The organism is Pseudoalteromonas sp. S1608 (assembly GCF_005887265.1).
In the GTDB taxonomy this organism is placed as follows: domain Bacteria; phylum Pseudomonadota; class Gammaproteobacteria; order Enterobacterales; family Alteromonadaceae; genus Pseudoalteromonas; species Pseudoalteromonas undina.
The window spans coordinates 58,930-81,252 of record NZ_PNDK01000004.1 but is presented as its reverse complement, the minus strand read 5'-3'; the positions used below and the strand labels follow the sequence as shown (position 1 = coordinate 81,252).

Below are 22,323 nucleotides of genomic sequence, written 5' to 3'. Positions count from 1 at the left end.
CAGCTAATAAAGTTAGCTGCCTTTTTAATTTAAAACCAAAGTTCAACGTCTAGGTTTTTAATTTATTAAGCTCAGAGTCTTGCTGCGCAACTAGTTTATTTAACTCTTCGCTGCTATCGCCTGCTTGAGCAGATAAATCAGAAAGCTGTGAAGCAGCATCAGAAATTATCGTCAAGTTGCGATTTATTTCTTCGGTGACTAAGCTTTGCTCTTCAGCAGCCGTTGCAATATGAGTAATTTGATTGGTTATTTCATCTACTTTCACAACCACACTGTGCAGTGCATCAAAAGCTGTTGAGGTTTCATCTACTGCAGTTTCGGCGCGTACTACACCTTTTTCGATAACAGTTGATGCATTACCCACTTCTGAAAGTAAGCTATCGATTAAACTACTAATGTCATCGGTTGAGGAGCGCGTTTTAGATGCTAAAGCTCTAACCTCATCAGCAACAACGGCAAAACCACGTCCGTGATCCCCAGCTCGTGCAGCCTCAATAGCTGCGTTTAGTGCTAATAAGTTAGTTTGCTCAGAGATAGTTCGGATCACATCAAGTATTTGAGTAATATCATTACTACGCGATGCTACTTTTTCTACTGCCTGATTAGCTTCTTTAATTTCTTCAGACATGGTTTTAACTTGCGTCATAGCCGATGATAAGCTCGATTCGCTACTAACCACTAAGGTGTTAATTTCATCAGCTTGTTGCGCCGACTGCTCTGAAGCTTTTGCCACTTCAAGTGCTGTCGCGCTCATTTCGTTCATTGCAGTAACCACACTTTCAATTTCTTTAAACTGTGCCTGCACATTATGCTTGGTTTCTACCGCAATATTTGAGGTAACTTCACCTTGGTGCTTGGTTTGATCTGAGACCGCTTTAAGCTCACTGATCAATTCACGAAGTTTTGATAAAAACTTATTAAATCCTCCAGCCAGAGCTATAAGCTCAGCGTGAGTATCAACATGCAGAGTTTGTGTTAAATCACCTTCAGAGCTTGCTAAGTTATCAACCCGCTCCTGAATTTGTTTAAGAGGAGCCACAACACTGCCTACTACAAGCTTCATTACTATAAATGCCAATACCGCAATTACAGTCCCGGTGATCAAAATAATCACACCCAGCTCTTTTGCAGCCTCAGACATGCCAGCAGTTAATTGAATAGGTCCTTCAAAGGCAAGTTCAGCGGGTACTTCAATTAGCAGCATCCATTTCACATCAGCAAGCTTAATTTCAATCGGGTAAGACACCATTATTTCAGCGCCCTGTTTGTTTATTCCTTTAGTACCTTTTAGTGCTTTATAACTCTCATAACTTTTAGCGCTAACAGCTTCTTTTAGTGGGCGGCCTAATTTTTCTTTGTAATGACTTGTACCAACAATTAAACCCAAATGACTAAGTAACGTTACTTTTGCTTTGCCATCGTAAAGCGCCTTTGAAAGTTCTTCTGTTAGTTTTTGAAATACAGGTAAAGTTATATCCGCCCCTGTAACGCCTACAAACTTGCCTGATTTAATAACAGGAACAACAAGTGAGGTCATCATTTCTGAGTAACCCGGTGTAATCTCATACAAGTAGGGTTCCATAATGCATGGTTTTAGCTTGTCTTTAGCACACAAGTACCACTCTGCCTCACGTAAACCAAATTCGTTTATTTTATCCGCGTATTTTTCTTCCGCGTCTTCCACAACCTGTTGCTCAACCAAACCATTGCTATTTTTAGTGAAATAAATTTCTAATGAACCTGTACCAGCAACAGAGTGATTGTATCCTTGAGTAAATTCACTATCTTTACCATCAAAACCATTTTTTTCAAACTGTGAATAAATAGAGGAAATAACATCATTACTTTCTAATATTGAACGATTTAAAGAAACAACTGAATCACGCTTTATTGAGGCTTTATCGGCATCTTCTAAAATACTACCAAGTGAAAAAGGTATTCGGTAAGCTTCATTAATAAAAGCGGCAATTTTTTCACCATAGGCGGCTGCATTTGCTGTTAATCGCCCATCGACCTCATTAACAATTAGAGTCTCAGCTTCTGCAGAAGTGTTGGCATTACTCGATGAGAGCTTAGACCAAAGTATGCCTGAAAATAGTACTACCGTTAAAAGTATACTTCCGACGCTTATCCATAATAACTTTTTTGCTAACGCTATTTCCCGCATTTATAACTACCTTGCTTTACTTATTTATTTTTAGTTTAGACCAAATTAAACAACATATTATTAATTATTTTAAAATAATATGGATAACTTAATCTCATAACCAACGACCATTTAACTTTGCTTATTTAGTCGCAGAGTCACTAACACAACAACAAAAAGCAAGCTAACACTTACCCACAAGCAAGCTTGTAATCCATATAGTTTATACACTAATCCTGAGAATACTGTCCCAACCAGTCGACCGGTTGCATTAGCCATGTAATAAAAGCCCACATCAAGTGATACTGCATCGCTTTTAGCAAGGTTAACAATAAGATAGCTATGCAAAGAAGAATTGATTGCAAATGTAGCGCCAAAAACCAATAAACCTATTATTAAGGTAAAACTTACTGCAATATCAAGTTGTATTAAGGCTGCTAATATAAACATAACAGCAGTCAGTGCGACCGCCCACCAAGAGGCTTTTTCGATAATATCTACTCTATCGGCCGAACTTCCTGTTACTTTAGGTGCTTGTGATTGCACAATTCCATAAGCTATAACCCATAGCGCCATAAAGCCACTTACCCACCAATGATCCCAATTAAACTGTGCGGCTAAATAAACAGGCAGCGCAACTACAAACCATACATCACGTGCCGCAAATAAACATAATCGCGCAGCACTGAGTAAATTAATTGCTCTGGATTTTGAAAATAACTCCTTAAATTTAGGCTTATTTTTGGCTTTCCCCATATCACCTTTTAAGTAAGTAAGGCTAACCAGCCAAGCAATACCTAACAGAGCGATCAGTGCAAATAATGCGCCTTTAAAACCCACTAAAGTTAATAGTAACCCACCTAAAAAAAAGCCAATGCCTTTGAGCGCATTCTTTGAACCAGTTAGTAGCGCAATCCATCTATATAGTTTACTTTGCCCTGTTTCGTCATCAGGCACTAAATACTTAATTGCGCTTTTAGCACTCATTTTATTCAAATCTTTGGCAATACCACTGAGCGCTTGTGCAGCCATAACGTAAAAAACGCCCAGCCAATCACTAGGTACACATAACATAGCTAAGGCAACAAGCTGTATGCCTAAGCCAATATTCATGGTTTTATTTAGGCCTAAATGCGCGCCAAGCCACCCCCCTACTAAGTTAGTGAACACCCCAAACACTTCATAAAACAAAAACAGCATAGCAATGGCAAGTGCATCATATCCTAGCTGATGGAAATACAGCACCACCAGCATTCTCAGCGCCCCATCGGTTAAAGTAAACGCCCAATAATTACCGGTAATAATTAAATATTGTTTTATCGCTTGAGGTAAATCACTAAGTTTAGCAAACATGGTTAATACCTTGGGCTAATTAACTACATCACTTTTTGCTACTTTTAGCATAAGTTCGGCGGTACGGTTTGCATATCCCCACTCATTATCGTACCAAGCATATAATTTAAGCTGGGTATTATTAATCACCATGGTAGAAAGCGCGTCGATAGTACAACTACGCGGATCGGTTTTATAATCAATAGACACAAGTGGCTTCTCTTCATAACCTAAAATCCCTTTTAATGTGTCCTCTGCAGCCTGATAAAACCACTCGTTAACTTCATCTTGTGTAACACCGTGCTCAAGCTCAAATACACAGTCGGTAATTGAGGCATTAGTGAGTGGCACACGAACAGCATGGCCATTTAGTTTCCCTTTAAGTTCAGGGAAAATATGTGTTATAGCCGTGGCACTGCCTGTTGTGGTGGGAATTAAACTGGTACCACATGAGCGAGCTCGACGTAAGTCTTTATGTGGGGCATCAATAATAGTTTGGGTGTTAGTTATATCGTGAATAGTAGTCATAGAGCCGTGTTTAATACCCACTTTTTCTTGTAGTACTTTAACAATTGGCGCTAAACAGTTTGTTGTACATGATGCCGCTGTAACAATTTTATGCTCATCAGGATTATATAAATCATCATTTACGCCCATCACTACATTTAAAATACCGTCTTCTTTCACCGGTGCAGTCACTACCACACGTTTTACACCTTGAGCTAGGTAGTGATTTAATAATTCGGTGGTTTTCATCACACCGCTGGCTTCAATGACTACATCGCAATCTGACCAATCAGTATCATCAATGTTTTTATTATTAGTTACATCAATGGTGTGTTTACCTACACTAAAGCTGTGCGCTGATGCTGTTACATTGTGTGCCAAACGCCCATGTACTGAATCAAATTCGAGTAAATGTGCATGCGTTTTAGCATCGCCAGCAACATCATTAATTTTAATAAATTCAATTTCAGGCCAATCAAGTGCAGCACGCAATGTTAAGCGCCCCATACGGCCAAAACCATTAATCCCTACTTTAATTGTCATAATAAATACCTTTAAAAGTTAATTAACAGCAGTTTGCTGCACGCTCAGGGCGGTTACCCATTGCATTGAGTCGATTTAAATCATCGTTATAAAATTCAATATTAGCGCTACGGGTTTGTGCTAGTACATTTTCAGCCCACTCTGGTAGGGCTTTATTAATACTGTAATACACCCATTGATTTTGCTTACGATCGCTCAATAAGCCACATTGCCTAAGCTGGGCTAAATGACGAGATACTTTAGGCTGGCTAAGCTCAAGGGCAGCCACAAGCTCGCATACACATAATTCTTGCTCATGGCTAATTAGCAGCATGGCTTTTAAGCGCGTATCGTCAGCTAAGCATTTATAAAACTGTAGTGGGTTGAGTTGTTCCATAGCGTCCTCATTTGGTTTATGCATATACAATAAAACAAAAAACAAACATATGGAATAGTGAATATATGAAATTTCGAATGTAACTTGTTTTATCTATTTTCAATTCATTTATAGATATAGTTGCGAATAAAAAACACGCGATGATCACTCATGGCGTGTTTTTATAAACAATATAAAGAGGTAAATTAAATAACTGAAAGTTCTACCTCAATATTACCGCGTGTTGCGTTTGAGTATGGGCATACTTGATGTGCTTTATTTACCAGCTCTTGCGCCGCTGCTTTGTCCATATCACCTAGTGATACAGCAAGCTTTACAGCAATACCAAAACCACCTTCAATAGCACCAATAGATACTTCAGAGTTAATGTAAGTATCGCTTGGTAAAGCAACTTTTTCGCTACCGGCTACAAATTTAAGTGCGCCAATAAAACACGCTGCATAACCTGCTGCAAATAATTGCTCTGGATTAGTGCCTTGCCCATCGTCACCACCTAACCCTTTAGGCGTTGATAAGTTAACATCTAAACGACCGTCATCTGATTTAGCAACGCCTTCACGTCCGCCTGTTGCCGTTGCTTTTGCTGTATAAGCTACATTTTGTAATACATTCATAGTGAACTCCTAAGATTTAAAATTTTCAAATTAATTACTTTGCACGCAAAATAATAAGGCAATTAAATTCTGATTGCAATTACTTTGCATGCAAATTAAAATAAGCTATCTTGAAATGAAGGGTAATGCGATGTCGTTTGAACAGTTAAAATTAAAAAATCAGTTATGCCATCGTTTATATATGGCGTCTAACAGCATAGCCCGTGCCTATCGGGAGCCTCTAGCAGAGCTTAACCTTACCTATCCTCAGTATGTTGTTATGATGGCGCTGTGGGAACAAGATGAAGTAACCATCGCTGAGTTAATAGATAAAACCGCAATTGATGGTGGCGCGCTTACTCAAATATTAAAAAAGATGACCAGCAAATCATTGCTTAACGTTATAAAGGACGAACACGATAAGCGTAAGCGTTTGGTGCAATTGACTCACACCGGCCAATCTTTAAAACTTAAAGCTGCTGATATTCCAAAAACAATTTTCTGTAAATTTGACAGTATCGACACTAACCAAGCACAGCAATTAATGCTGTTACTCGATTTAATCGTTAGTGACTTAAGCACCCAGACTGAAGATGAAAGTGTCGATGCTAAAGACAGTCCCAAGTTAGTGCAAACCTAGCGTAAATTTATCCAATGTGGTGCTTACGCTTTTTATAGTTTAGTTATAAAAAATTAACTTATTGATTATTATTCATAAAATATTCAATTAACAGTTGGCATACTTCTTCCTACTCCCTTAATGACGTTAGCAACACCAAGGAAAAGTTATGTCTAATTTATACAACACTCTTTATTTTTTATGGCGCTTAGATATCACAGTGTGGCAAGTAAATGAGCCTACAAATACGCATACCACCAGTGAAAAAGAACGAATGTACTCTCGTTGAACTATTTTTAAACAGACTTTGCAAGCTACCCCATAGCGTTGTATTGTAAAAGACTATTTAATTGGCTAGTGGAACGTATATGCATGCTTTAGAAGTTAATTTTGACGGCTTAGTCGGCCCTACTCACAACTACGCAGGTTTGTCGTATGGTAATGTTGCTTCGTTAAATAACGCGGCGAGTTTTTCAAATCCGCAAGAAGCTGTATTGCAGGGCCTGGCTAAAATGAAAGCCATGCATGATAAAGGCTTAACCCAAGGGGTGTTTGCTCCTCATGCTCGCCCTGATTTAAATGTATTACGCCGTTTAGGATTTACTGGCAACGATGCGCAAGTCATTAATAAAGCTTTTAAAGCCGACCCTATTTTGTTACGCGCCTGTTACTCAGCCTCTGCCATGTGGACAGCTAATGCTGCTACAGTATCTCCCTCCCCTGATACCAACGATGGCAAAGTACACTTTACTGCGGCAAATCTTAATAATAAATTTCATCGTTCATTAGAGCCAAACACTACAACACGTTTGCTTAAAGCAATGTTTAGTAACGAACAATACTTTGCACATCATACACACTTACCTGAGCAAGGTTTTTTTGGTGATGAAGGTGCAGCAAACCATACTCGTTTATGCGACAGTCACGGTGAAACAGGTTTAGAGTTATTTGTATTTGGTGCAAGTGCCTTTAACAGTCAACTTGTTAAGCCAGCTAAATTCCCAGCAAGGCAAACATTGGAGGCGTCTGAGGCTATTTGTCGATTGCATAATATAAAAGATACCAGTCAAATATTATTGCAACAAAACCCTGATGTGATTGACCAAGGGGTGTTCCATAATGATGTAATTGCTGTAGGTAACGCCAATGTTTTACTTTGCCACCAGCAGGCGTTTTTAAATCAAACGCAAGCACTAGACGATATCCGCGAAGCCTACGTAGGTAACAAACAGCTGTATATTATTGAAGTGCCAACCAGTAAAGTGAGTATTCAAGATGCTGTTAGTAGTTATTTATTTAATAGCCAACTGGTTAGCATGAATGACGATGCAATGCTGCTCGTTGCCCCACAAGAATGCCAGCGCAACCCTGCTGTAAAAGCGTATATTGAAGAGCTAATTGTTGCCGATAACCCCATAAATCAAGTGCAGTTTTTTGATTTGCGCCAAAGTATGCAAAATGGTGGTGGGCCTGCTTGTTTGCGATTACGAGTTGCATTAAACAGCCACGAATTAGCAGCGGTAAATCCTGATGTGATCTTAAATGAGCAAAAGTACACTCAATTATGTGATTGGGCTACTCGCCATTACCGAGATAAACTTGGTGCCAACGACTTTGCAGACCCAGCTTTACTAACCGAAAGCTACCAAGCCCTTGATGAGTTAACCCAGTTGCTTAGTTTAGGATCTGTATACCCATTCCAATTAGAAGCTTAAATGCTTTGCTACTTTAAGGGCTTGATAATACGTTCAAGCTCTTAACGCTAATCTGTTTAAATTCAATTAAGGTTAAGTTTTTAACCTTATAATTACCCTGACTATTCACACACATATAACTCTCTTTGTCAGGGTATCAATTATTCTTGGCAGCACGCTAAAACAGTATCATTGTCACTTAATTAATTCTAAAAATACTTATTTAATGAATCTTTACAATCAAGCTTGGTAGAATTCCATAAAAGGAGACAAACCATGACAACACAGAAAGTCATTTTAATTACCGGCGCATCGAGCGGCATTGGCGAGGCGACCGCTAAAACATTAGTTAATAATGGTCACAAAGTAATATTAACTGCGCGCAGTGAAGATAAACTCAATAAACTAGTTGACGAGTTAGGCCATGAAAACGCATTTAGCGTTTCAGCCGATGCCACTGAATTTAATGAACTTGAGAATGTGGTGAGTAAAGGCGTTGAAAAATTTGGCCAACTAGACGTGGCATTTGCTAACGCAGGCATGGGTGTGTCATCAGCTGGCACAGAAAATGGCGATCCCCAAGAGTGGTCAGCCATGGTTGATCTTAACATTAAAGCGTTATTGTGGACCGCAAAACTCACCTTGCCTCACTTACGTGAAAACCAAGGGCATTTTATTTTAACCAGTTCTGCAGCAGGAAGAAGACCCATTGACGGCTCTATTTATGGTGCCACTAAATGGTTTGCACATGGCTTTGGTCAAAATTTAGCAGAGGAAATGAAACCATGGCACGGTCGCTGTACCACTATTGCGCCAGGTATGGTAAATACGCCTTTTTTTGATGAAGCAAAGCCCGATAAGCTCGACCCACAAGATGTGGCCGATGCGGTATTATTTGCCATTGAGGCTAATCAGCGTAATAGCGTACGCGAAATCTATTTAATGCCCACCAACTAACAAGTTAATCCAAAGGCCAATCTTTATTGGCCTTTGCTCTAAAAGTGCTTAATTGTGCTTTGTTAAAATTACTTTCGACTAAATCAATGAAAAGTCACACATTGAAACCTCCCTTACCATGCTAAATCTCAACTTTATGTCTAATATATAAATAAAGTAATTCAATAACTGGAACCCATTTAATGGCTCCCCATAAAGCTCATAATATGCCTGCCCATCAATATGTTACTAATGATCCGTTGCATCAACTGTTTGATGCTGTCGATTCTATATCAGTGCAAGGTTATGATGAGCAACGACGTGTAATTTATTGGAACAAAGGCAGTGAAGTGCTTTATGGGTATTCGCACCAAGAAGCCATTGGCAAAAAACTCGAAGATTTAATTATACCCACATCAATGCGAGAGCCCGTAATTGAAGCGCATAGTAATTGGATTAAGCATGATATTGAAATTCCCTCCTCAGAGCTTATCCTCAAACATAAAGAAGGTAATGATGTGGCTGTATTTTCAAGCCATGTTATGTTTACTAATCAATACAATACCAAACAAATGTACTGTATTGATATTGACCTTTCTGAGGTTCACAAGGCACAAGCAGAAGCCACATTTAATGCCAGTATGTTGAAAACTATCTTTGAAGCCATTCCCGACTTATTTTTTGTACTAGAGCAAAATGGCATCATTGCTGATTACCATGTTAATAATAGTAAGGACCTGTATATTTCACCTGAGCAGTTTATTGGTAAAAAAATGATTGATGTACTGCCTGAAAAAGTAGCGGAAAAATTTCAAATTCATATAGAAAAAACAATAGCTCAAAACAGTATGGTCAGTTTTGAATATGAATTGAGCATGCCTGAAGGCGTAATTTATTATGAGGCAAGATTGCGCCTACTGCCCAAAAAAAACCAAATCATGGTGATTATTCGTGATATTAGCGAACCACACCGCTCAGCAGAATTGATCCGTCATCAGGCTCTCTTTGATAGCTTAACCGATTTGCCTAACCGCTTTTTGTCTTTAGATCGCTTGTCACAAATATTAATGGAAGTACAAAAAAGTCATGAAAAAGCCGCAGTGTTTTTTTTAGACCTTGATGACTTTAAAAAAGTGAATGACTCATTAGGGCATGAAGTAGGCGATAAACTGTTAATTGCAGCAGCCGCTAGATTACAGCAAACACTAAAGCAAAATGACACTGTCGGTCGATTAGGGGGTGATGAATTTATTGTTTTAATATCCAGTTTAAACGATGAAAATGATGCTTTAGCAATTGCTGAGCGGTTACTTCAAGCATTTAGAAAACCCTTCAAGCTCGAAGGCAGAGACTTAATACTGACATTAAGTATTGGTATTGCGATTTCTCCCAAAGACGGTACGTGTGCCTCGGTGTTGTTACGTAATGCCGACACCGCTATGTACCAAGCAAAAGCGATGGGGCGCAATACCTCCTCTTTTTTTACCCCGCAAATGAACGTTGCTATGCGCCGGCGTTTTGAAATAGAAGAGCAAATGCATGGAGCCCTGGAGCGAAACGAATTTGAGCTTTATTATCAACCGCAAATAGATGTAAAAACAAACACCATTATTGGCGCTGAAGCCTTGCTACGTTGGCATAATATAGTGTTAGGGGAAATCACCCCTGATGAATTTATTCCCATTGCAGAGCAAACGGGCTTGATTGCGCCTATTGGTTTATTTGTTCTTCAACAAGCCTTACGCTTTTTGAATGAATGGCAATCAATTAACCAGCAAAACTATACCATGGCGATTAATTTATCGCCGCGCCAATTCAGAGATCCGGAACTGGTTAATATAATTAAACATACTCTACATAAAAATAGCATTAATAATGAATGCTTAGAGCTGGAAATTACCGAAGGGGTACTAATGAATAGCCAAGCCTCAATTCATGATGCCTTAGTGCAAATTGATGAGCTGGGCATAAAACTGTCAATGGACGACTTTGGCACAGGCTATTCATCATTAAGTTACTTACGAGAATACCCTTTTGATGTGCTAAAAATTGACCGTAGCTTTATTGCAGGGATAACAGATAACAAGGCCGACTGTAATTTAGTAAAAGCGGCCATAGCTATGTCACACAGCCTAGAAATAAAAGTAGTTGCAGAGGGAGTAGAAACCAAAGAGCAGCTAGATTTACTCAACGAGCTAAACTGCGATATTGCTCAGGGGTTTTATTTAAGTAAGCCCTTATCTGGTGCCAAGTTACTTAATTTTTCATTACATTACTGCAAAGCGACTTAAAAGCACTTTAGTTAAAAAGTGCTTTTACAGCTGCGAGTTAGCTCATGATTTTAAAAAGCAAATCGCGCACCGTTGCAGGTTCAAATGGTTTGTCACAAATAGCATCCACACCGGCTTGAGCAATATTAGCTAAATGAGTATCGTTGGCCTCTGAGCTGACCATCAGGATTGGAATATGTGAGTAAGCATTCGATTTTCTAACGGTTTCAGTTAACTCTTTACCATCCATTTCTGGCATATTGTAATCTGTAACAATTAAATCGAATGATTGATTATTAAGCATTTCAATCGCTTGTTTACCGTCTTCTGCCTCTACAGGTTCAGGAATACCCATTCCCGCTAGCACTCGTATTATATGTTTTCGTGCAAAGCGACTGTCATCAACCACCAACACACGAAGTAAAGTGACATCAAAGTGCTCTAGCTCCACCTCTTGCTCGCTAATAATATCCAGAGTCGCTTTAAGCGCACGGGTGATCTCGTCGGCATTAAACGGTTTAGGTAAAATAGCTAATACGCCCGATTGCCTAAGTTGCTCTAAATGGCGCTTATTACGTTCGCTCGACACCAGCATAAACGCCTGCTGCTCAGTATTACTGTTACTGCGTATTGCCTGTAATAAAGAGTCTGCAGTACCGTCGCTAAAATACATACTGCTGATCACCAAGTCAGGGTGATACTTTGATAAAGCGGCCAGCGCATTTTCTTGAGTGCTGGCCGTTTCAATTTGTGTAACACCACACTGAGCCAGTGATTTTTTTATTAGCTTTTGTTGCACTTCAGAAGGCTCAACTAATAAAATAGATAAGTTGGCTATTGCCGTTAAATCACTCATTTCAATCCTGTTAATATTAATTAAATAATTTTTATAATGCTCATTATAAAGTAATAACTTACAAGAAAAAGCTAAAACAGCAACAAAACAGCTTGTTTACCTAAACTCAACAAACTCAGCTTAAAAACGATAGTTTATGCCCGCATAATATCGTCTACCCGAATAGCTTGAGTTTAATAACCGAGACTCTGTATCGTTACCCAATCGGGTTACTGACTCAGATTTAGTTAAATTTATCACAGCGGCTGTTAGGCTCAAGTCTTCTAATAAAGTAATTGATGCATTTACATCAACTTGCTCGTATGGGTCTTGATACACGTTTAAACCACTATTTAAACCCAACACGGTTTCACCCCGCTTGTTGTAAGAAGCACGAATATTAAAAGCATCTCCCTCATAATATACCGAGGTATTGTACTGGTACTTAGCACTGCCAATTAAAGGCGATTTGCCAAACTCTTTACCATCTACTTCTACATCGGCCTTATTGGTTTTGTTATAAGTGTAGTTTGCATAAAAACCAAAACCACTATCAAAGGCATGCTGTATAAATACTTCAGCCCCTTTAGATACAGCATCAGTGCCATTGCCTACAGTGCTATATGGCGACACAGTAATATTTCCTGCCTCAACTATGCCCTCTTTACCTGCAAAATCTTGTTGTACGTCAATAACTAAGGGAACAACAAAGTTATCAACAGTTTTATGAAATAGTGCTAAACCAACGGCAGAGCCTTCGCTGTAATAATATTCAATAGATAAATCCGCTTGCACCGACTCAAACGGTTTTAAGTTTTTATTACCGCCACTGCCACTAAAACCCGGAATTTCATTAAATTCAGCTCTGTCGTCGGCCCACTCATCTGAGACAAACGTAATGCGTTGTTGTGCGCCTAAATCGGCATAATCAGGGCGAGACATTACTTTTGCAATCGCGCCGCGCACAACAATATCTTCGCTGGCATCCCATGCAATATTAAAGCTAGGTAAAATTTGGGTATCGGTATTCTCTTGAGTAATGAGTTGATAATCTTCAACAAATCTATCATCTCCGGTTACCGCCTCCCCGCTTTCATCGTCAGTATGATCCAGCAAATATGTGTATAGATCGGTTGATGATGTCATGGTTTTCGTGCGTACAACACGTACCCCTAAATTACCGCGCACGCTATCAAATTCAAAATCACCTTGTAAATAAAATGCCGCTATTTGCTCTTCAATATCATAAATGAAATTATCTTCTTTACGCGTATACGGAACATAATGACTGGTCACAATATCGCGGTATTTATCCCAATCAATGCCGGGCATTTGGTTTATATTAAAACCACCCGCAATATTACCTTCGTTGATAAACACATCTTGTGCTAGTGGCATACCGTTATTCCACTGGTAACTATCAAAGCGTGTGATCCCACCCTTACTGGCTTCTGCTGCGGCAATATCAAAATTAGGATCTAAAAAGAAGGTATTACCGGTTTCGCGGTGAAGCGTAGCTTCTCGATACTTAACCCCAGTTTTAATTGTTCTTAAAATGCCCCAATCGGTATAAATATCAAAATCAGCTTGGTAGTAATCTTCTTCAAGTTCACTACGCACAAAACTTGAATTTGACGAACCCGGATCGCGCCCACCACCCACACCATTGAGTAAGTTAGCTAACGTATTTGGATCTATATTTAAACTAATATCGTTCTCATTAATTTTCCAACCCGCTGTTTGCGCGGCATTTTCTATGCGGTTTTCATTTTCACCCGCGTTAGAACTTTTATAGGCTGCTTCCCAACTCTCTTTCGGGCCACCTTCAGAACGTGTATTACCCGCCACAAAACGGGCTTTGAAGTAATCACCTTCGTAGGTTAAGTTGAGATCAAAAGTGTCAGAGGTTGACTCTTCACGCACATAGCTGCCTCGCATCCACGGCAATTGCATATCATTTTCTATGCCACTTGCAGCTGCATCAAATTGCATTCCATTAACTATCGTGCCTGACTCATCCAAACTTACATCGGTTAAAAAGTCAGGATTTAAAGACCACTCAGGTATATCAATCACCGACTCAGTTCTATTTTTATCAAGTGAAAATCCAAAATAGTTAAAACCAATTTCTACTCGGCTAGTTGGGCGCCACTGCGTGCTAAATTGTATCCCTTCTCGCTCACGTAATTCGTTTACAATTGAGCCTCGAACCACTTGAGGAAACCAGACATTATCATAATTATTGCCCTGAGAATCGCTTACTGAGCCCCACTGATTATTGTTTTCAACCGGCGCGCCATTAACATCAACCGGGTTTTCACCAATAAAGCGCCACACATTTGCATCGGTGCCACCCGAAAGAGTTCGGTTAGTGCGTTTTTGTGAGGTGTAACCAAACAACACACCAAAAGTATCAGCATCGTTCTTCCAAGAATAAAGTGCGGTTACTTGGGGCTCAGATTCTTCAGTCACATCGGCATAAGTGCTTTCAATATTAATCACCCCTGAGTTTGCATCCATACTTAGCGGCTTACGACTATGCATTAATACCGTGCCGCCCACACCACCTTCGTCTAAACGTGCCTCTGGTGATTTATACACTTCCACGCTTTCAATCATGGCTGAGGGGAGTAATGCATAATCAAACGAACGAGATGGCTCGCCTGGTGATGACGCAATAAAATTTCCATTTAGCTGAGAAAAGGTGAGTTCAGATGATAACCCCCTAATACTAACCGATGAGCCCTCGCCACCGTCACGGTCAATCACTACCCCTGGTACGCGTTGTAATGAGTCTGCGACATTTTTATCAGGGAACTTACCAATATCTTCCGCTGTAATTGCATCAACCACAGAGCTAGACAAACGCTTTATATCTAAATTAGCCGCCATACTGGAACGGATACCGCGTACCTCAATTACTTCCATATCTTTGCTTTTTAATGCTTTATCTGCTGCTTCATCAGCATATGCATGATTAATCACAGACAAAATAGACATACACAGCGTTGATTTAATAAAAAGTGGGAGTGAGTGATGTGAAGCGTTGGTTTTCCGATGAGCGGTCATAGTTTTAACAGTTCCATTTAAAATACAGTTAATACTTAAAGATGATCGTACTAGCTAAAGATGGTACGAAAAAAGTAGCTGTATTTTACATAACCAAGCTTAATAGCTTGTTAATGCAAACTGATGAGTAACTGAATACCTTGTCAATAAATAGTCAATTCAAATATAAACAAGAAGTTAAGCAGCAAAATAACTATTTAGCTGCTTAGGAAGGAGTAACTAGATCAAACAACAAACACTATTATTTTTTATCACTAATAGCCTGAATATAATAACCTAAACTCGCATGAGAAAGCTCTCCCATATGACTGGTGACTAACTCACCTTGGCTATTATAAAACAAAGTGGTTGGTAAGCCCGCAGCACCTGATTCGCGACTCACATTACTGCTTTGATCAAAAAACACATGATTAAGGTCGAGTTGCTGTTCATTAAGGAACGCTTTTACCGTATGTAAGTCTTCACCTTGATTGACAAACGCCACCGTAATATTTGGATTATTTTTTTGAGCCGCTTGTAGCACCGGCATCTCTTTTCGACACGGCGGACACCACGACGCCCAAAAGTTAATCACCACCGGCTTACCTTTGAAGTTTTGTAAGTTAACTTGCTGCCCTTGAATATTATGCACAACCGATTGCGGTAATTGCACACCCGTTTGATAAATAGACAATGCAAAGTTAGGAATAATCATTGAACAAAAACCTACAAACCCAGCAATAGCGTAGTTTTTCATTACCGCTTTTTTACCACGCGCATAAAACGCTAAAACAACTATACCGCTTAGCCAGCCATAATAACCAATAAAGCCACCGTCGCTAATATTAAAAAGCTGCCACCAGTTACCTTTATAGGCATCCCACATGGTAAACACAAACGCTAAACGCGAGACTAGAAAGCCCACCACAATCGCTTTAAAGACTGTGTCTAAAATTGCTTTTTGTAATGGGTGTTGACGCGTTAATAAATAGGTAAGCCCCCAAAAAATGCCTAACCCTAAAAAAATAATCAGCTGTGAAATAGAAATAACCAAAGGCCCAAGAGAAATACTTAACATTGCTACCGACTTCTTATAATGTATTTAAGTACCTAAAATAACGAGTACCAGCGTGAATTAAATGCCAACAATAACATAATGTAAGCTGTACTGATTATTAATAACGCATAATAAATTATGTATGCCAGCAGCAATATATAACCTAGTTACCTAGTTAACCTTGTTGCTGTATGTACTCCAGTGCAGTCATTTTTTTATAACTTACATTTGAGTGCAGTACATGAGTAGGTTCTGGATCAACAATTTCAATTGGAATAGCATAATTACGTGCAATCTCTAGTGCCATTTGGGTAATGTTTACACTAAAAGAGGTCCCCATAAATACCATTTTATCAGCCGTAAGCATCCGCGATTGTGCTTCACTAATACGATAAAGCTCAGTGTAATATTCATCAAATAACAATACAAAGGGCTTTAAAGAATGATTAAGCTTTGGCTGATGGTTTTCAATATTGAATAACTCAAGTAGAGAGCGATGTAAGTTGCTCTCATCAACATTACTCCATAGCGTAGCTTGTGGTGTGACATCATCGCCCTGATGATGAAACAGCGTCATTTGATCAAGCCGACCATGAATCGCAATGTAATCTTTATTACCCGCCTTACCATCAAGCCCATCAATATTTTGGGTAATTAAGTTTTTATCACTAAGCCAATGATGCACTTCGTTAGGACCATGATTACGGTAAGTTGCAAAGCGATGATAATACCAAGCTAAAAACTCACTTGGATTATTTTCATACATTGCACGAGTGGCCATTTCCATCGGCGTATAATTTTTACTACCAATGGTCCAAAAGCCATCCTCACCACGAAAAGTAGGAATACCACTAGCGGCACTCACTCCAGCACCTGTAATGTATAACGTATTCATAAAGCCATCTCTTATTTTCAATAAACCTATAATACTTTATGACACTGTATATTTGAGGCTTCACTTTTTTTGCTATTAAATTATTTTAAGCTACGGCCATTAACTTAAATAAACACGGGTACCAAAGAAACTCTTTATACTTTTAGTTTCGCTCAAGTGCACTACAAAGCCTTCTTTAATTGTTGAGATATTGAGAACTATAACAACAATCACAGCAACTAATTAGTTACAATGCACTTAGCTTTCTAATAAAAACAGATCGTTAATCTACTTATTGAGCAACTAACCTACCAACCTCACATACTTTTCAGCAAGTTCGTCCACACTTTCTCGATGATTAGGATCGGGCTTTATGCAGTCAATGGGGCATACACTGACGCACGTTGGCTTGTCGTAATGACCCACACATTCTGTGCATTTTTCAGGGTCTATTTGGTAAATTTTAGCGCCCATATAAATTGCTTCATTTGGGCACTCTGGATCGCACATATCACAGTTAATGCATTTACTATTTATGAGTAGAGCCATGATTTACCCCTTAAACAGCTTGTTTGAAAGGATTGCGGGTGTCTTGGTTTTCATCCAAGTTGCGCATCAGTATGGCGTGCTCTAAATCGATAGTGTCAGGCAGTGGAATTTTTACGATATGGCCAGAGCCTTTAGCATCAGTAATACTTTCGCCTTTTTTGTTTTCCATACTCTCAAGGGTAAAGCTAATATTGCCTTTTGGCGTCATTAGCTCTAATGAATGACCAACACAAAATTTATTTTTTACATCTATTTCAACTAAACCATTAACATTACGACCAAGTACTTCACCTACAAATTGCTGCTTGGTAGAAACTGAATGGCCGTATTCGTAATTTTGATAATCTTGGTGGGCGTGGCGCTTTAAAAATCCTTCGGTGTAACCACGGTGCGCTAGGTTCTCAAGAGTTTTGAATAAATCAGCATCGAATGGTTTACCTGCAACGGCATCGTCAATCGCTTTACGATACACCTGAGCGGTACGCGCAACATAATAAAATGACTTAGTACGCCCTTCTATTTTTAAGCTATGCACCCCCATTTTTGTTAGCTGCTCTACGTATTGCACGGCGCGTAAGTCTTTTGAGTTCATGATATAAGTACCATGCTCGTCTTCAAATGCGGGCATGTATTCACCTGGGCGTCCTTGCTCTTCAAGCATAAATACATCGTTACTTGGCGCGCCTTCACCTAACGTAGGTATAACCGTTTTAGGATCGATTTTATGTACCATTTCACCGGTTTCGTTCTCAGTGCCTGGTTTAACATCGTATTCCCAACGACACGCATTAGTGCACGTGCCTTGGTTAGGATCGCGCTTATTAATATAGCCTGAGAGTAAACAGCGCCCTGAATAGGCCAAACACAGAGCACCATGGACAAATACTTCTAGTTCTGTTTCTGGGCATAAAGAGCGTATTTCACTTATTTCTTCAAGCGATAACTCTCGAGATAAAATTACCCGTTCAATCCCCTGCTTGGCCCAAAAATTCACGCTTGCAAAATTAACTGCATTGGCTTGAACCGACAAATGAATTGGCATATCAGGCCACTTTTCACGTACTAGCATTATTAAACCCGGATCGGACATGATCAATGCATCCGGCTTCATAGCAATTACTGGCTCTATATCACGTAAATACGACTTTACTTTCGCATTGTGTGGGGCAATATTCGACACTACGTAAAACTTTTTATTTAGCGCATGTGCTTCGTTAATACCTATTTGTAATGTATCTAAATCAAATTCGTTGTTGCGAACCCTTAAACTATAACGAGGTTGGCCTGCATAAACAGCGTCTGCCCCATAGGCAAAGGCATAACGCATGTTTTTTAAGCTACCTGCTGGGCAAAGTAGTTCAGGAATAAACGGGGTTGAAGAAGTAACTGCTGACATGTGCGCTCCATACATCGAACCGAGTTCAAGTCGGTTGCATGAATAATTATTAAAGCGCGCAAGTATAATGAGGGGGCAAAAGAGAAACCTTGATCAAGATCATCAAAATTTCTCTTCTACGATAATAAATGAAGAGCAGCAGATTTAAGTTATTTTTTACTGCTTAATTGGTTCGAGAATTGACTAACGGCATCAACAACTTGTTGCGCGCCTTTTTTAATATCACTCATTACATCACCAGATTCTTTGGAAAGGTCTAAGCCTTGTTGCGCTTTATTTTTACCTTGCTCAATTACAGCAACGGTTGATTGAGTTAAATTTTGGTTTTGCTGTACAACATCCACTATTTCTTCGGTAGCTTTACTGGTTCTTGAAGCAAGTAAACGCACTTCATCAGCCACCACAGCAAACCCACGGCCTTGCTCGCCAGCACGCGCGGCCTCAATAGCCGCATTAAGCGCCAATAAATTAGTTTGATCAGCAATGCTGCTAATACTCTGCACTATGCTCGCAATAAGTTGCGATTGTTTATCTAATGCTGAAATTTCTTGAGCAGCTTGCTCCATTTGTACCGACAATTCGTTCATAACCTGTACAGTTTTTTGTACCACCTCCGCGCCTTTATCCGCGTTATTGTCAGTTTCGATAGAGGTGCCATGCGCAATATTTGCCGCTTGCTCTGTGGCCAGTTCTCTTTCTACTTGATCAGTGATCACCGTGGCAAATTTTACTACTTTGTAGAGCTCATTGGCTTCATTAAAAATCGGATTATATGATGCTTCTAACCACACCTCATGACCGTGCTTATCAATACGTTTAAATCTGCTCGCAATAAACTCGCCATTGCGCAACCGTTGCCAGAAGACTTGATACTCTTTACTACTCGCTTCTTGCTCATCACAGAACATACCATGATGTTTGCCCACCACATCTTGTCTTGAATAACTCATACTTTTTAAGAAGTTGTCATTAACACGCAGAACCATACCCTGAGTATCGAACTCAATAACCGCTGTTGAACGATGCAATGCTTTGATTAAATCTTCGTTTTCTCTCGAGCTTTCAATTATTTGTGTAAGCACAGTGCAATGCAGGGTTAAATACTCAAGCTGACCTTGCTCATTTTTTATCGGGTGTAAAATACAGCGTAACCAATCTCGTTGTCCGTTTTCGTGAGATACTTGAATAGCGCCAGCAAAATGTTCGGCTTTACTTAACGCTTTTTTAAAGGCATGAAAATCAGCGTTATTTCTCGCATTTTCTGAGATGAAATCTAAAATGTTTTTATTAATTATTTTATTATTTGAGTAGTTAAACTCTCGCTCAAAGTTTTTATTTTGTCTTAAAATAGCGCCTTGTTTATCAAGCTCTAATACCAGCATTTCACTGTCTAAACTTTGCTTAACCTGCTCCCTCACTGAAAGCTTACTTTGTAAATCAGCAATTTGAGTTTTTAAAGGTTGGTTAAAAAACATATTTTTACCTTAAAGTTTGCATGTATTCTTCATGCATTTGGAGTCGATAGACGCATTGATAATCGCTATGACTAAAAAAATACAAATCAGATGTGGCACTAATTTATAAACTCATATTAACCTTATAGCCACTTTTTTAGTTCAGTTAAGTATAGGTTGTTAAATTAAAATATTCGTCAACGTAGAATAAATTAGGTTTTTTTAACTAAAACGCGTATAATTCGCGCCCGTTAATATTCAACCTTTTATTTAAATTATTGGAGCACAAAGATGGCTTTAGAGCGTACTTTTTCAATCGTAAAACCTGATGCAGTTGCTAAAAACCACATCGGCGCAATCTACAACCGTTTCGAAACTGCGGGTCTTAAAATCGTTGCAGCTAAAATGGTTCACCTTTCACAAGAGAAAGCTGAAGGTTTCTACGCTGAACACAGCGAACGTCCTTTCTTTGGCGCTTTAGTATCTTTCATGACTTCTGGCCCAGTAATGGTTACCGTTCTTGAAGGCGAAAACGCTGTTCTTAAAAACCGTGAAATCATGGGTGCTACTAACCCTGCTGAAGCACTAGCTGGCACTTTACGTGCAGACTACGCTGATAGCATCGACGAAAATGCGGTTCACGGTTCTGACGCTGTTGAATCTGCTGCTCGCGAAATCGCGTACTTCTTCGCTGACGAAGAACTTTGCCCACGTACTCGTTAATTCGAGTTCACAGTTAACCCTGTGATGCAAAGTATGAAAAGGGCTTTCGAGCCCTTTTTTAGTCATTACGTAAAGTATTAGCCGTTTATTTATGATGTTTTACTTAATGATTATAGTGGATAAATTGTGTACAATTCGTCCTTGTAAATTTTTACCATCACCGCCACCGATTGAGGTTGTTACATGACCGAGCAAAAAAAGATTAACTTATTAGATTTAAACCGAGATGCAATGCGAGAGCTATTTGTATCATTCGGTGAAAAGCCATTCCGTGGCGATCAGGTGATGAAATGGATTTATCATTTTGGCGTAGATAATTTCGACGAAATGAGTAACGTAAACAAAAAGCTAAAAGAAAAGCTTAAAAATGAATGCGAAATTGTTGCACCAGAAATATCAGTTCGCCAACAAGCCAGCGACGGTACCATCAAATACGCACTCGTTTTAGAAGGCGGTCAAGAAGTTGAAGCAGTTTGGATCCCAGAAAAAGATCGCGCCACCTTGTGTGTTTCTTCTCAAGTGGGCTGTGCACTAGAATGTACTTTTTGCTCAACGGCTCAACAAGGCTTTAACCGTAACTTAAAAGTGTCTGAAATTATCGGCCAAGTATGGCGAGTAGCCAAAGATATTGGCCTAGATGGCAACAGCGAAAAACGTCCTGTCACTAACGTAGTGATGATGGGTATGGGCGAGCCGTTACTTAACGTTAAAAACGTGGTACCTGCAATGGAGTTAATGATGGACGACTGGGGCTTTGGTTTATCTAAACGCCGCGTTACATTAAGCACCTCAGGTGTGGTACCTGCTCTTGATTTATTGAAAGAAAAAATAGACGTAGCACTGGCAATTTCACTGCATGCGCCAGATAACGCCCTGCGTGATATTTTAGTACCGATCAATAAAAAATACCCAATTGAAGAGTTTTTAGCTGCGTGTCGTCGTTACATTGACGGTTCAAAAGCCAACAAAGATGTGACTATTGAGTATGTAATGCTTAACGGCGTGAACGATAGTACCGATCAGGCTCATGAACTGGTTAAAACGTTAAAAGGAACACCCTCGAAGGTTAACCTTATTCCATTTAATCCATTCCCAGGTAATGAATATACTCGTTCAAGCAACAGTCGAATTGATCGTTTCTCTAAAGTATTACAAGCTGCGGGTATTACTTGTATTGTTCGTCGTACCCGAGGAGATGACATTGACGCTGCCTGTGGTCAACTAGCTGGCGATGTTGTAGACCGTACGAAGCGTATGGCGAAAAAGAAAATGCGTGATGACAATGCAATTGCAGTAAATATTCATCAAGCCTAATTTTTTGAGTAATCAAGAGCCTTTGTGATATATCGTTTATTTTTAAATAAATGATGC

Annotated in this window: 18 protein-coding genes; 6 read left to right on the top strand and 12 right to left on the bottom strand. The window is 39.4% G+C overall.

Annotated features, from left to right (window positions below):
• Positions 1–49 precede the first annotated feature (49 nt).
• From CWB75_RS03005 to CWB75_RS02985, 5 genes are all read right to left on the bottom strand, one after another.
• On the bottom strand, positions 50–2,167 hold the full coding sequence (locus CWB75_RS03005) for a methyl-accepting chemotaxis protein (protein ID WP_138569856.1): 2,118 nt from the start codon (positions 2,165–2,167) through the stop codon (positions 50–52).
• A 111-nt stretch (positions 2,168–2,278) separates the two neighbouring features.
• Positions 2,279–3,499, bottom strand: a complete 1,221-nt coding sequence (gene arsJ / locus CWB75_RS03000) for an organoarsenical effux MFS transporter ArsJ (protein ID WP_138569855.1) — start codon at positions 3,497–3,499, stop codon at positions 2,279–2,281.
• Positions 3,500–3,514: 15 nt separating this feature from the next.
• Positions 3,515–4,528 (bottom strand): ArsJ-associated glyceraldehyde-3-phosphate dehydrogenase, encoded by a 1,014-nt coding sequence (locus tag CWB75_RS02995; RefSeq protein WP_138569854.1) that lies wholly within the window; start codon positions 4,526–4,528, stop codon positions 3,515–3,517.
• Between the two features lie 22 nt (positions 4,529–4,550).
• Positions 4,551–4,904, bottom strand: coding sequence for a metalloregulator ArsR/SmtB family transcription factor (locus CWB75_RS02990; RefSeq protein WP_008108943.1), 354 nt, complete (start codon positions 4,902–4,904; stop codon positions 4,551–4,553).
• Between the two features lie 185 nt (positions 4,905–5,089).
• A complete protein-coding gene (locus tag CWB75_RS02985) occupies positions 5,090–5,518 on the bottom strand; it encodes an organic hydroperoxide resistance protein (RefSeq protein ID WP_008108945.1) in 429 nt (142 codons plus the stop codon).
• Positions 5,519–5,648: 130 nt separating this feature from the next.
• On the opposite strand from CWB75_RS02985, the gene CWB75_RS02980 reads away from it, so the two are divergent.
• From CWB75_RS02980 to CWB75_RS02965, 4 genes are all read left to right on the top strand, one after another.
• A complete protein-coding gene (locus tag CWB75_RS02980) occupies positions 5,649–6,137 on the top strand; it encodes a MarR family winged helix-turn-helix transcriptional regulator (protein WP_138569919.1) in 489 nt (162 codons plus the stop codon).
• Positions 6,138–6,484: 347 nt separating this feature from the next.
• Positions 6,485–7,831: an N-succinylarginine dihydrolase gene (astB, locus tag CWB75_RS02975; protein WP_138569853.1), complete on the top strand. Its 1,347-nt coding sequence runs from the start codon at positions 6,485–6,487 to the stop codon at positions 7,829–7,831.
• Positions 7,832–8,086: 255 nt separating this feature from the next.
• On the top strand, positions 8,087–8,767 hold the full coding sequence (locus tag CWB75_RS02970; protein ID WP_138569852.1) for an SDR family oxidoreductase: 681 nt from the start codon (positions 8,087–8,089) through the stop codon (positions 8,765–8,767).
• Positions 8,768–8,949: 182 nt separating this feature from the next.
• Complete coding sequence (locus CWB75_RS02965; protein ID WP_138569851.1) at positions 8,950–11,037, top strand: bifunctional diguanylate cyclase/phosphodiesterase; 2,088 nt, start codon at positions 8,950–8,952, stop codon at positions 11,035–11,037.
• Positions 11,038–11,074: 37 nt separating this feature from the next.
• On the opposite strand, the gene CWB75_RS02960 is transcribed toward CWB75_RS02965, so the two are convergent.
• From CWB75_RS02960 to CWB75_RS02930, 7 genes are all read right to left on the bottom strand, one after another.
• Positions 11,075–11,872 (bottom strand): response regulator transcription factor, encoded by a 798-nt coding sequence (locus CWB75_RS02960; protein WP_055011532.1) that lies wholly within the window; start codon positions 11,870–11,872, stop codon positions 11,075–11,077.
• A 120-nt stretch (positions 11,873–11,992) separates the two neighbouring features.
• Entirely contained in the window at positions 11,993–14,920 is a 2,928-nt protein-coding gene (locus CWB75_RS02955) for a TonB-dependent receptor (protein ID WP_138569850.1), read from the bottom strand.
• Positions 14,921–15,161: 241 nt separating this feature from the next.
• Positions 15,162–15,977 (bottom strand): TlpA disulfide reductase family protein, encoded by an 816-nt coding sequence (locus CWB75_RS02950; protein ID WP_138569849.1) that lies wholly within the window; start codon positions 15,975–15,977, stop codon positions 15,162–15,164.
• Between the two features lie 154 nt (positions 15,978–16,131).
• Complete coding sequence (locus tag CWB75_RS02945) at positions 16,132–16,851, bottom strand: SIR2 family NAD-dependent protein deacylase (protein WP_055011535.1); 720 nt, start codon at positions 16,849–16,851, stop codon at positions 16,132–16,134.
• A 282-nt stretch (positions 16,852–17,133) separates the two neighbouring features.
• The gene (locus CWB75_RS02940; RefSeq protein ID WP_055011536.1) at positions 17,134–17,379 is read right to left on the bottom strand and encodes a YfhL family 4Fe-4S dicluster ferredoxin; all 246 of its coding nucleotides are present in this window, start codon (positions 17,377–17,379) and stop codon (positions 17,134–17,136) included.
• 10 nt (positions 17,380–17,389) lie between these two features.
• Complete coding sequence (gene trhP / locus CWB75_RS02935; RefSeq protein ID WP_138569848.1) at positions 17,390–18,775, bottom strand: prephenate-dependent tRNA uridine(34) hydroxylase TrhP; 1,386 nt, start codon at positions 18,773–18,775, stop codon at positions 17,390–17,392.
• A 149-nt stretch (positions 18,776–18,924) separates the two neighbouring features.
• Positions 18,925–20,250 (bottom strand): methyl-accepting chemotaxis protein, encoded by a 1,326-nt coding sequence (locus tag CWB75_RS02930; RefSeq protein WP_010389430.1) that lies wholly within the window; start codon positions 20,248–20,250, stop codon positions 18,925–18,927.
• A 270-nt stretch (positions 20,251–20,520) separates the two neighbouring features.
• Between CWB75_RS02930 and ndk the strand changes: the two genes are divergently transcribed.
• Together ndk and rlmN are read left to right on the top strand one after the other, a co-directional pair.
• A complete protein-coding gene (gene ndk, locus CWB75_RS02925; RefSeq protein WP_008111339.1) occupies positions 20,521–20,952 on the top strand; it encodes a nucleoside-diphosphate kinase in 432 nt (143 codons plus the stop codon).
• Between the two features lie 183 nt (positions 20,953–21,135).
• Positions 21,136–22,266: a dual-specificity RNA methyltransferase RlmN gene (rlmN, locus tag CWB75_RS02920; protein WP_010389431.1), complete on the top strand. Its 1,131-nt coding sequence runs from the start codon at positions 21,136–21,138 to the stop codon at positions 22,264–22,266.
• The last annotated feature ends 57 nt before the right edge of the window (positions 22,267–22,323 follow it).

Bases quoted from the DNA above. Each gene is read 5' to 3' on its own strand.
- CWB75_RS03005 (WP_138569856.1), bottom strand. From the start codon at position 2,167: ATGCGGGAAATAGCGTTAGCAAAAAAGTTATTATGGATAAGCGTCGGA.
- arsJ (WP_138569855.1), bottom strand. From the start codon at position 3,499: ATGTTTGCTAAACTTAGTGATTTACCTCAAGCGATAAAACAATATTTA.
- CWB75_RS02995 (WP_138569854.1), bottom strand. From the start codon at position 4,528: ATGACAATTAAAGTAGGGATTAATGGTTTTGGCCGTATGGGGCGCTTA.
- CWB75_RS02990 (WP_008108943.1), bottom strand. From the start codon at position 4,904: ATGGAACAACTCAACCCACTACAGTTTTATAAATGCTTAGCTGACGAT.
- CWB75_RS02985 (WP_008108945.1), bottom strand. From the start codon at position 5,518: ATGAATGTATTACAAAATGTAGCTTATACAGCAAAAGCAACGGCAACA.
- CWB75_RS02980 (WP_138569919.1), top strand. From the start codon at position 5,649: ATGTCGTTTGAACAGTTAAAATTAAAAAATCAGTTATGCCATCGTTTA.
- astB (WP_138569853.1), top strand. From the start codon at position 6,485: ATGCATGCTTTAGAAGTTAATTTTGACGGCTTAGTCGGCCCTACTCAC.
- CWB75_RS02970 (WP_138569852.1), top strand. From the start codon at position 8,087: ATGACAACACAGAAAGTCATTTTAATTACCGGCGCATCGAGCGGCATT.
- CWB75_RS02965 (WP_138569851.1), top strand. From the start codon at position 8,950: ATGGCTCCCCATAAAGCTCATAATATGCCTGCCCATCAATATGTTACT.
- CWB75_RS02960 (WP_055011532.1), bottom strand. From the start codon at position 11,872: ATGAGTGATTTAACGGCAATAGCCAACTTATCTATTTTATTAGTTGAG.
- CWB75_RS02955 (WP_138569850.1), bottom strand. From the start codon at position 14,920: ATGACCGCTCATCGGAAAACCAACGCTTCACATCACTCACTCCCACTT.
- CWB75_RS02950 (WP_138569849.1), bottom strand. From the start codon at position 15,977: ATGTTAAGTATTTCTCTTGGGCCTTTGGTTATTTCTATTTCACAGCTG.
- CWB75_RS02945 (WP_055011535.1), bottom strand. From the start codon at position 16,851: ATGAATACGTTATACATTACAGGTGCTGGAGTGAGTGCCGCTAGTGGT.
- CWB75_RS02940 (WP_055011536.1), bottom strand. From the start codon at position 17,379: ATGGCTCTACTCATAAATAGTAAATGCATTAACTGTGATATGTGCGAT.
- trhP (WP_138569848.1), bottom strand. From the start codon at position 18,775: ATGTCAGCAGTTACTTCTTCAACCCCGTTTATTCCTGAACTACTTTGC.
- CWB75_RS02930 (WP_010389430.1), bottom strand. From the start codon at position 20,250: ATGTTTTTTAACCAACCTTTAAAAACTCAAATTGCTGATTTACAAAGT.
- ndk (WP_008111339.1), top strand. From the start codon at position 20,521: ATGGCTTTAGAGCGTACTTTTTCAATCGTAAAACCTGATGCAGTTGCT.
- rlmN (WP_010389431.1), top strand. From the start codon at position 21,136: ATGACCGAGCAAAAAAAGATTAACTTATTAGATTTAAACCGAGATGCA.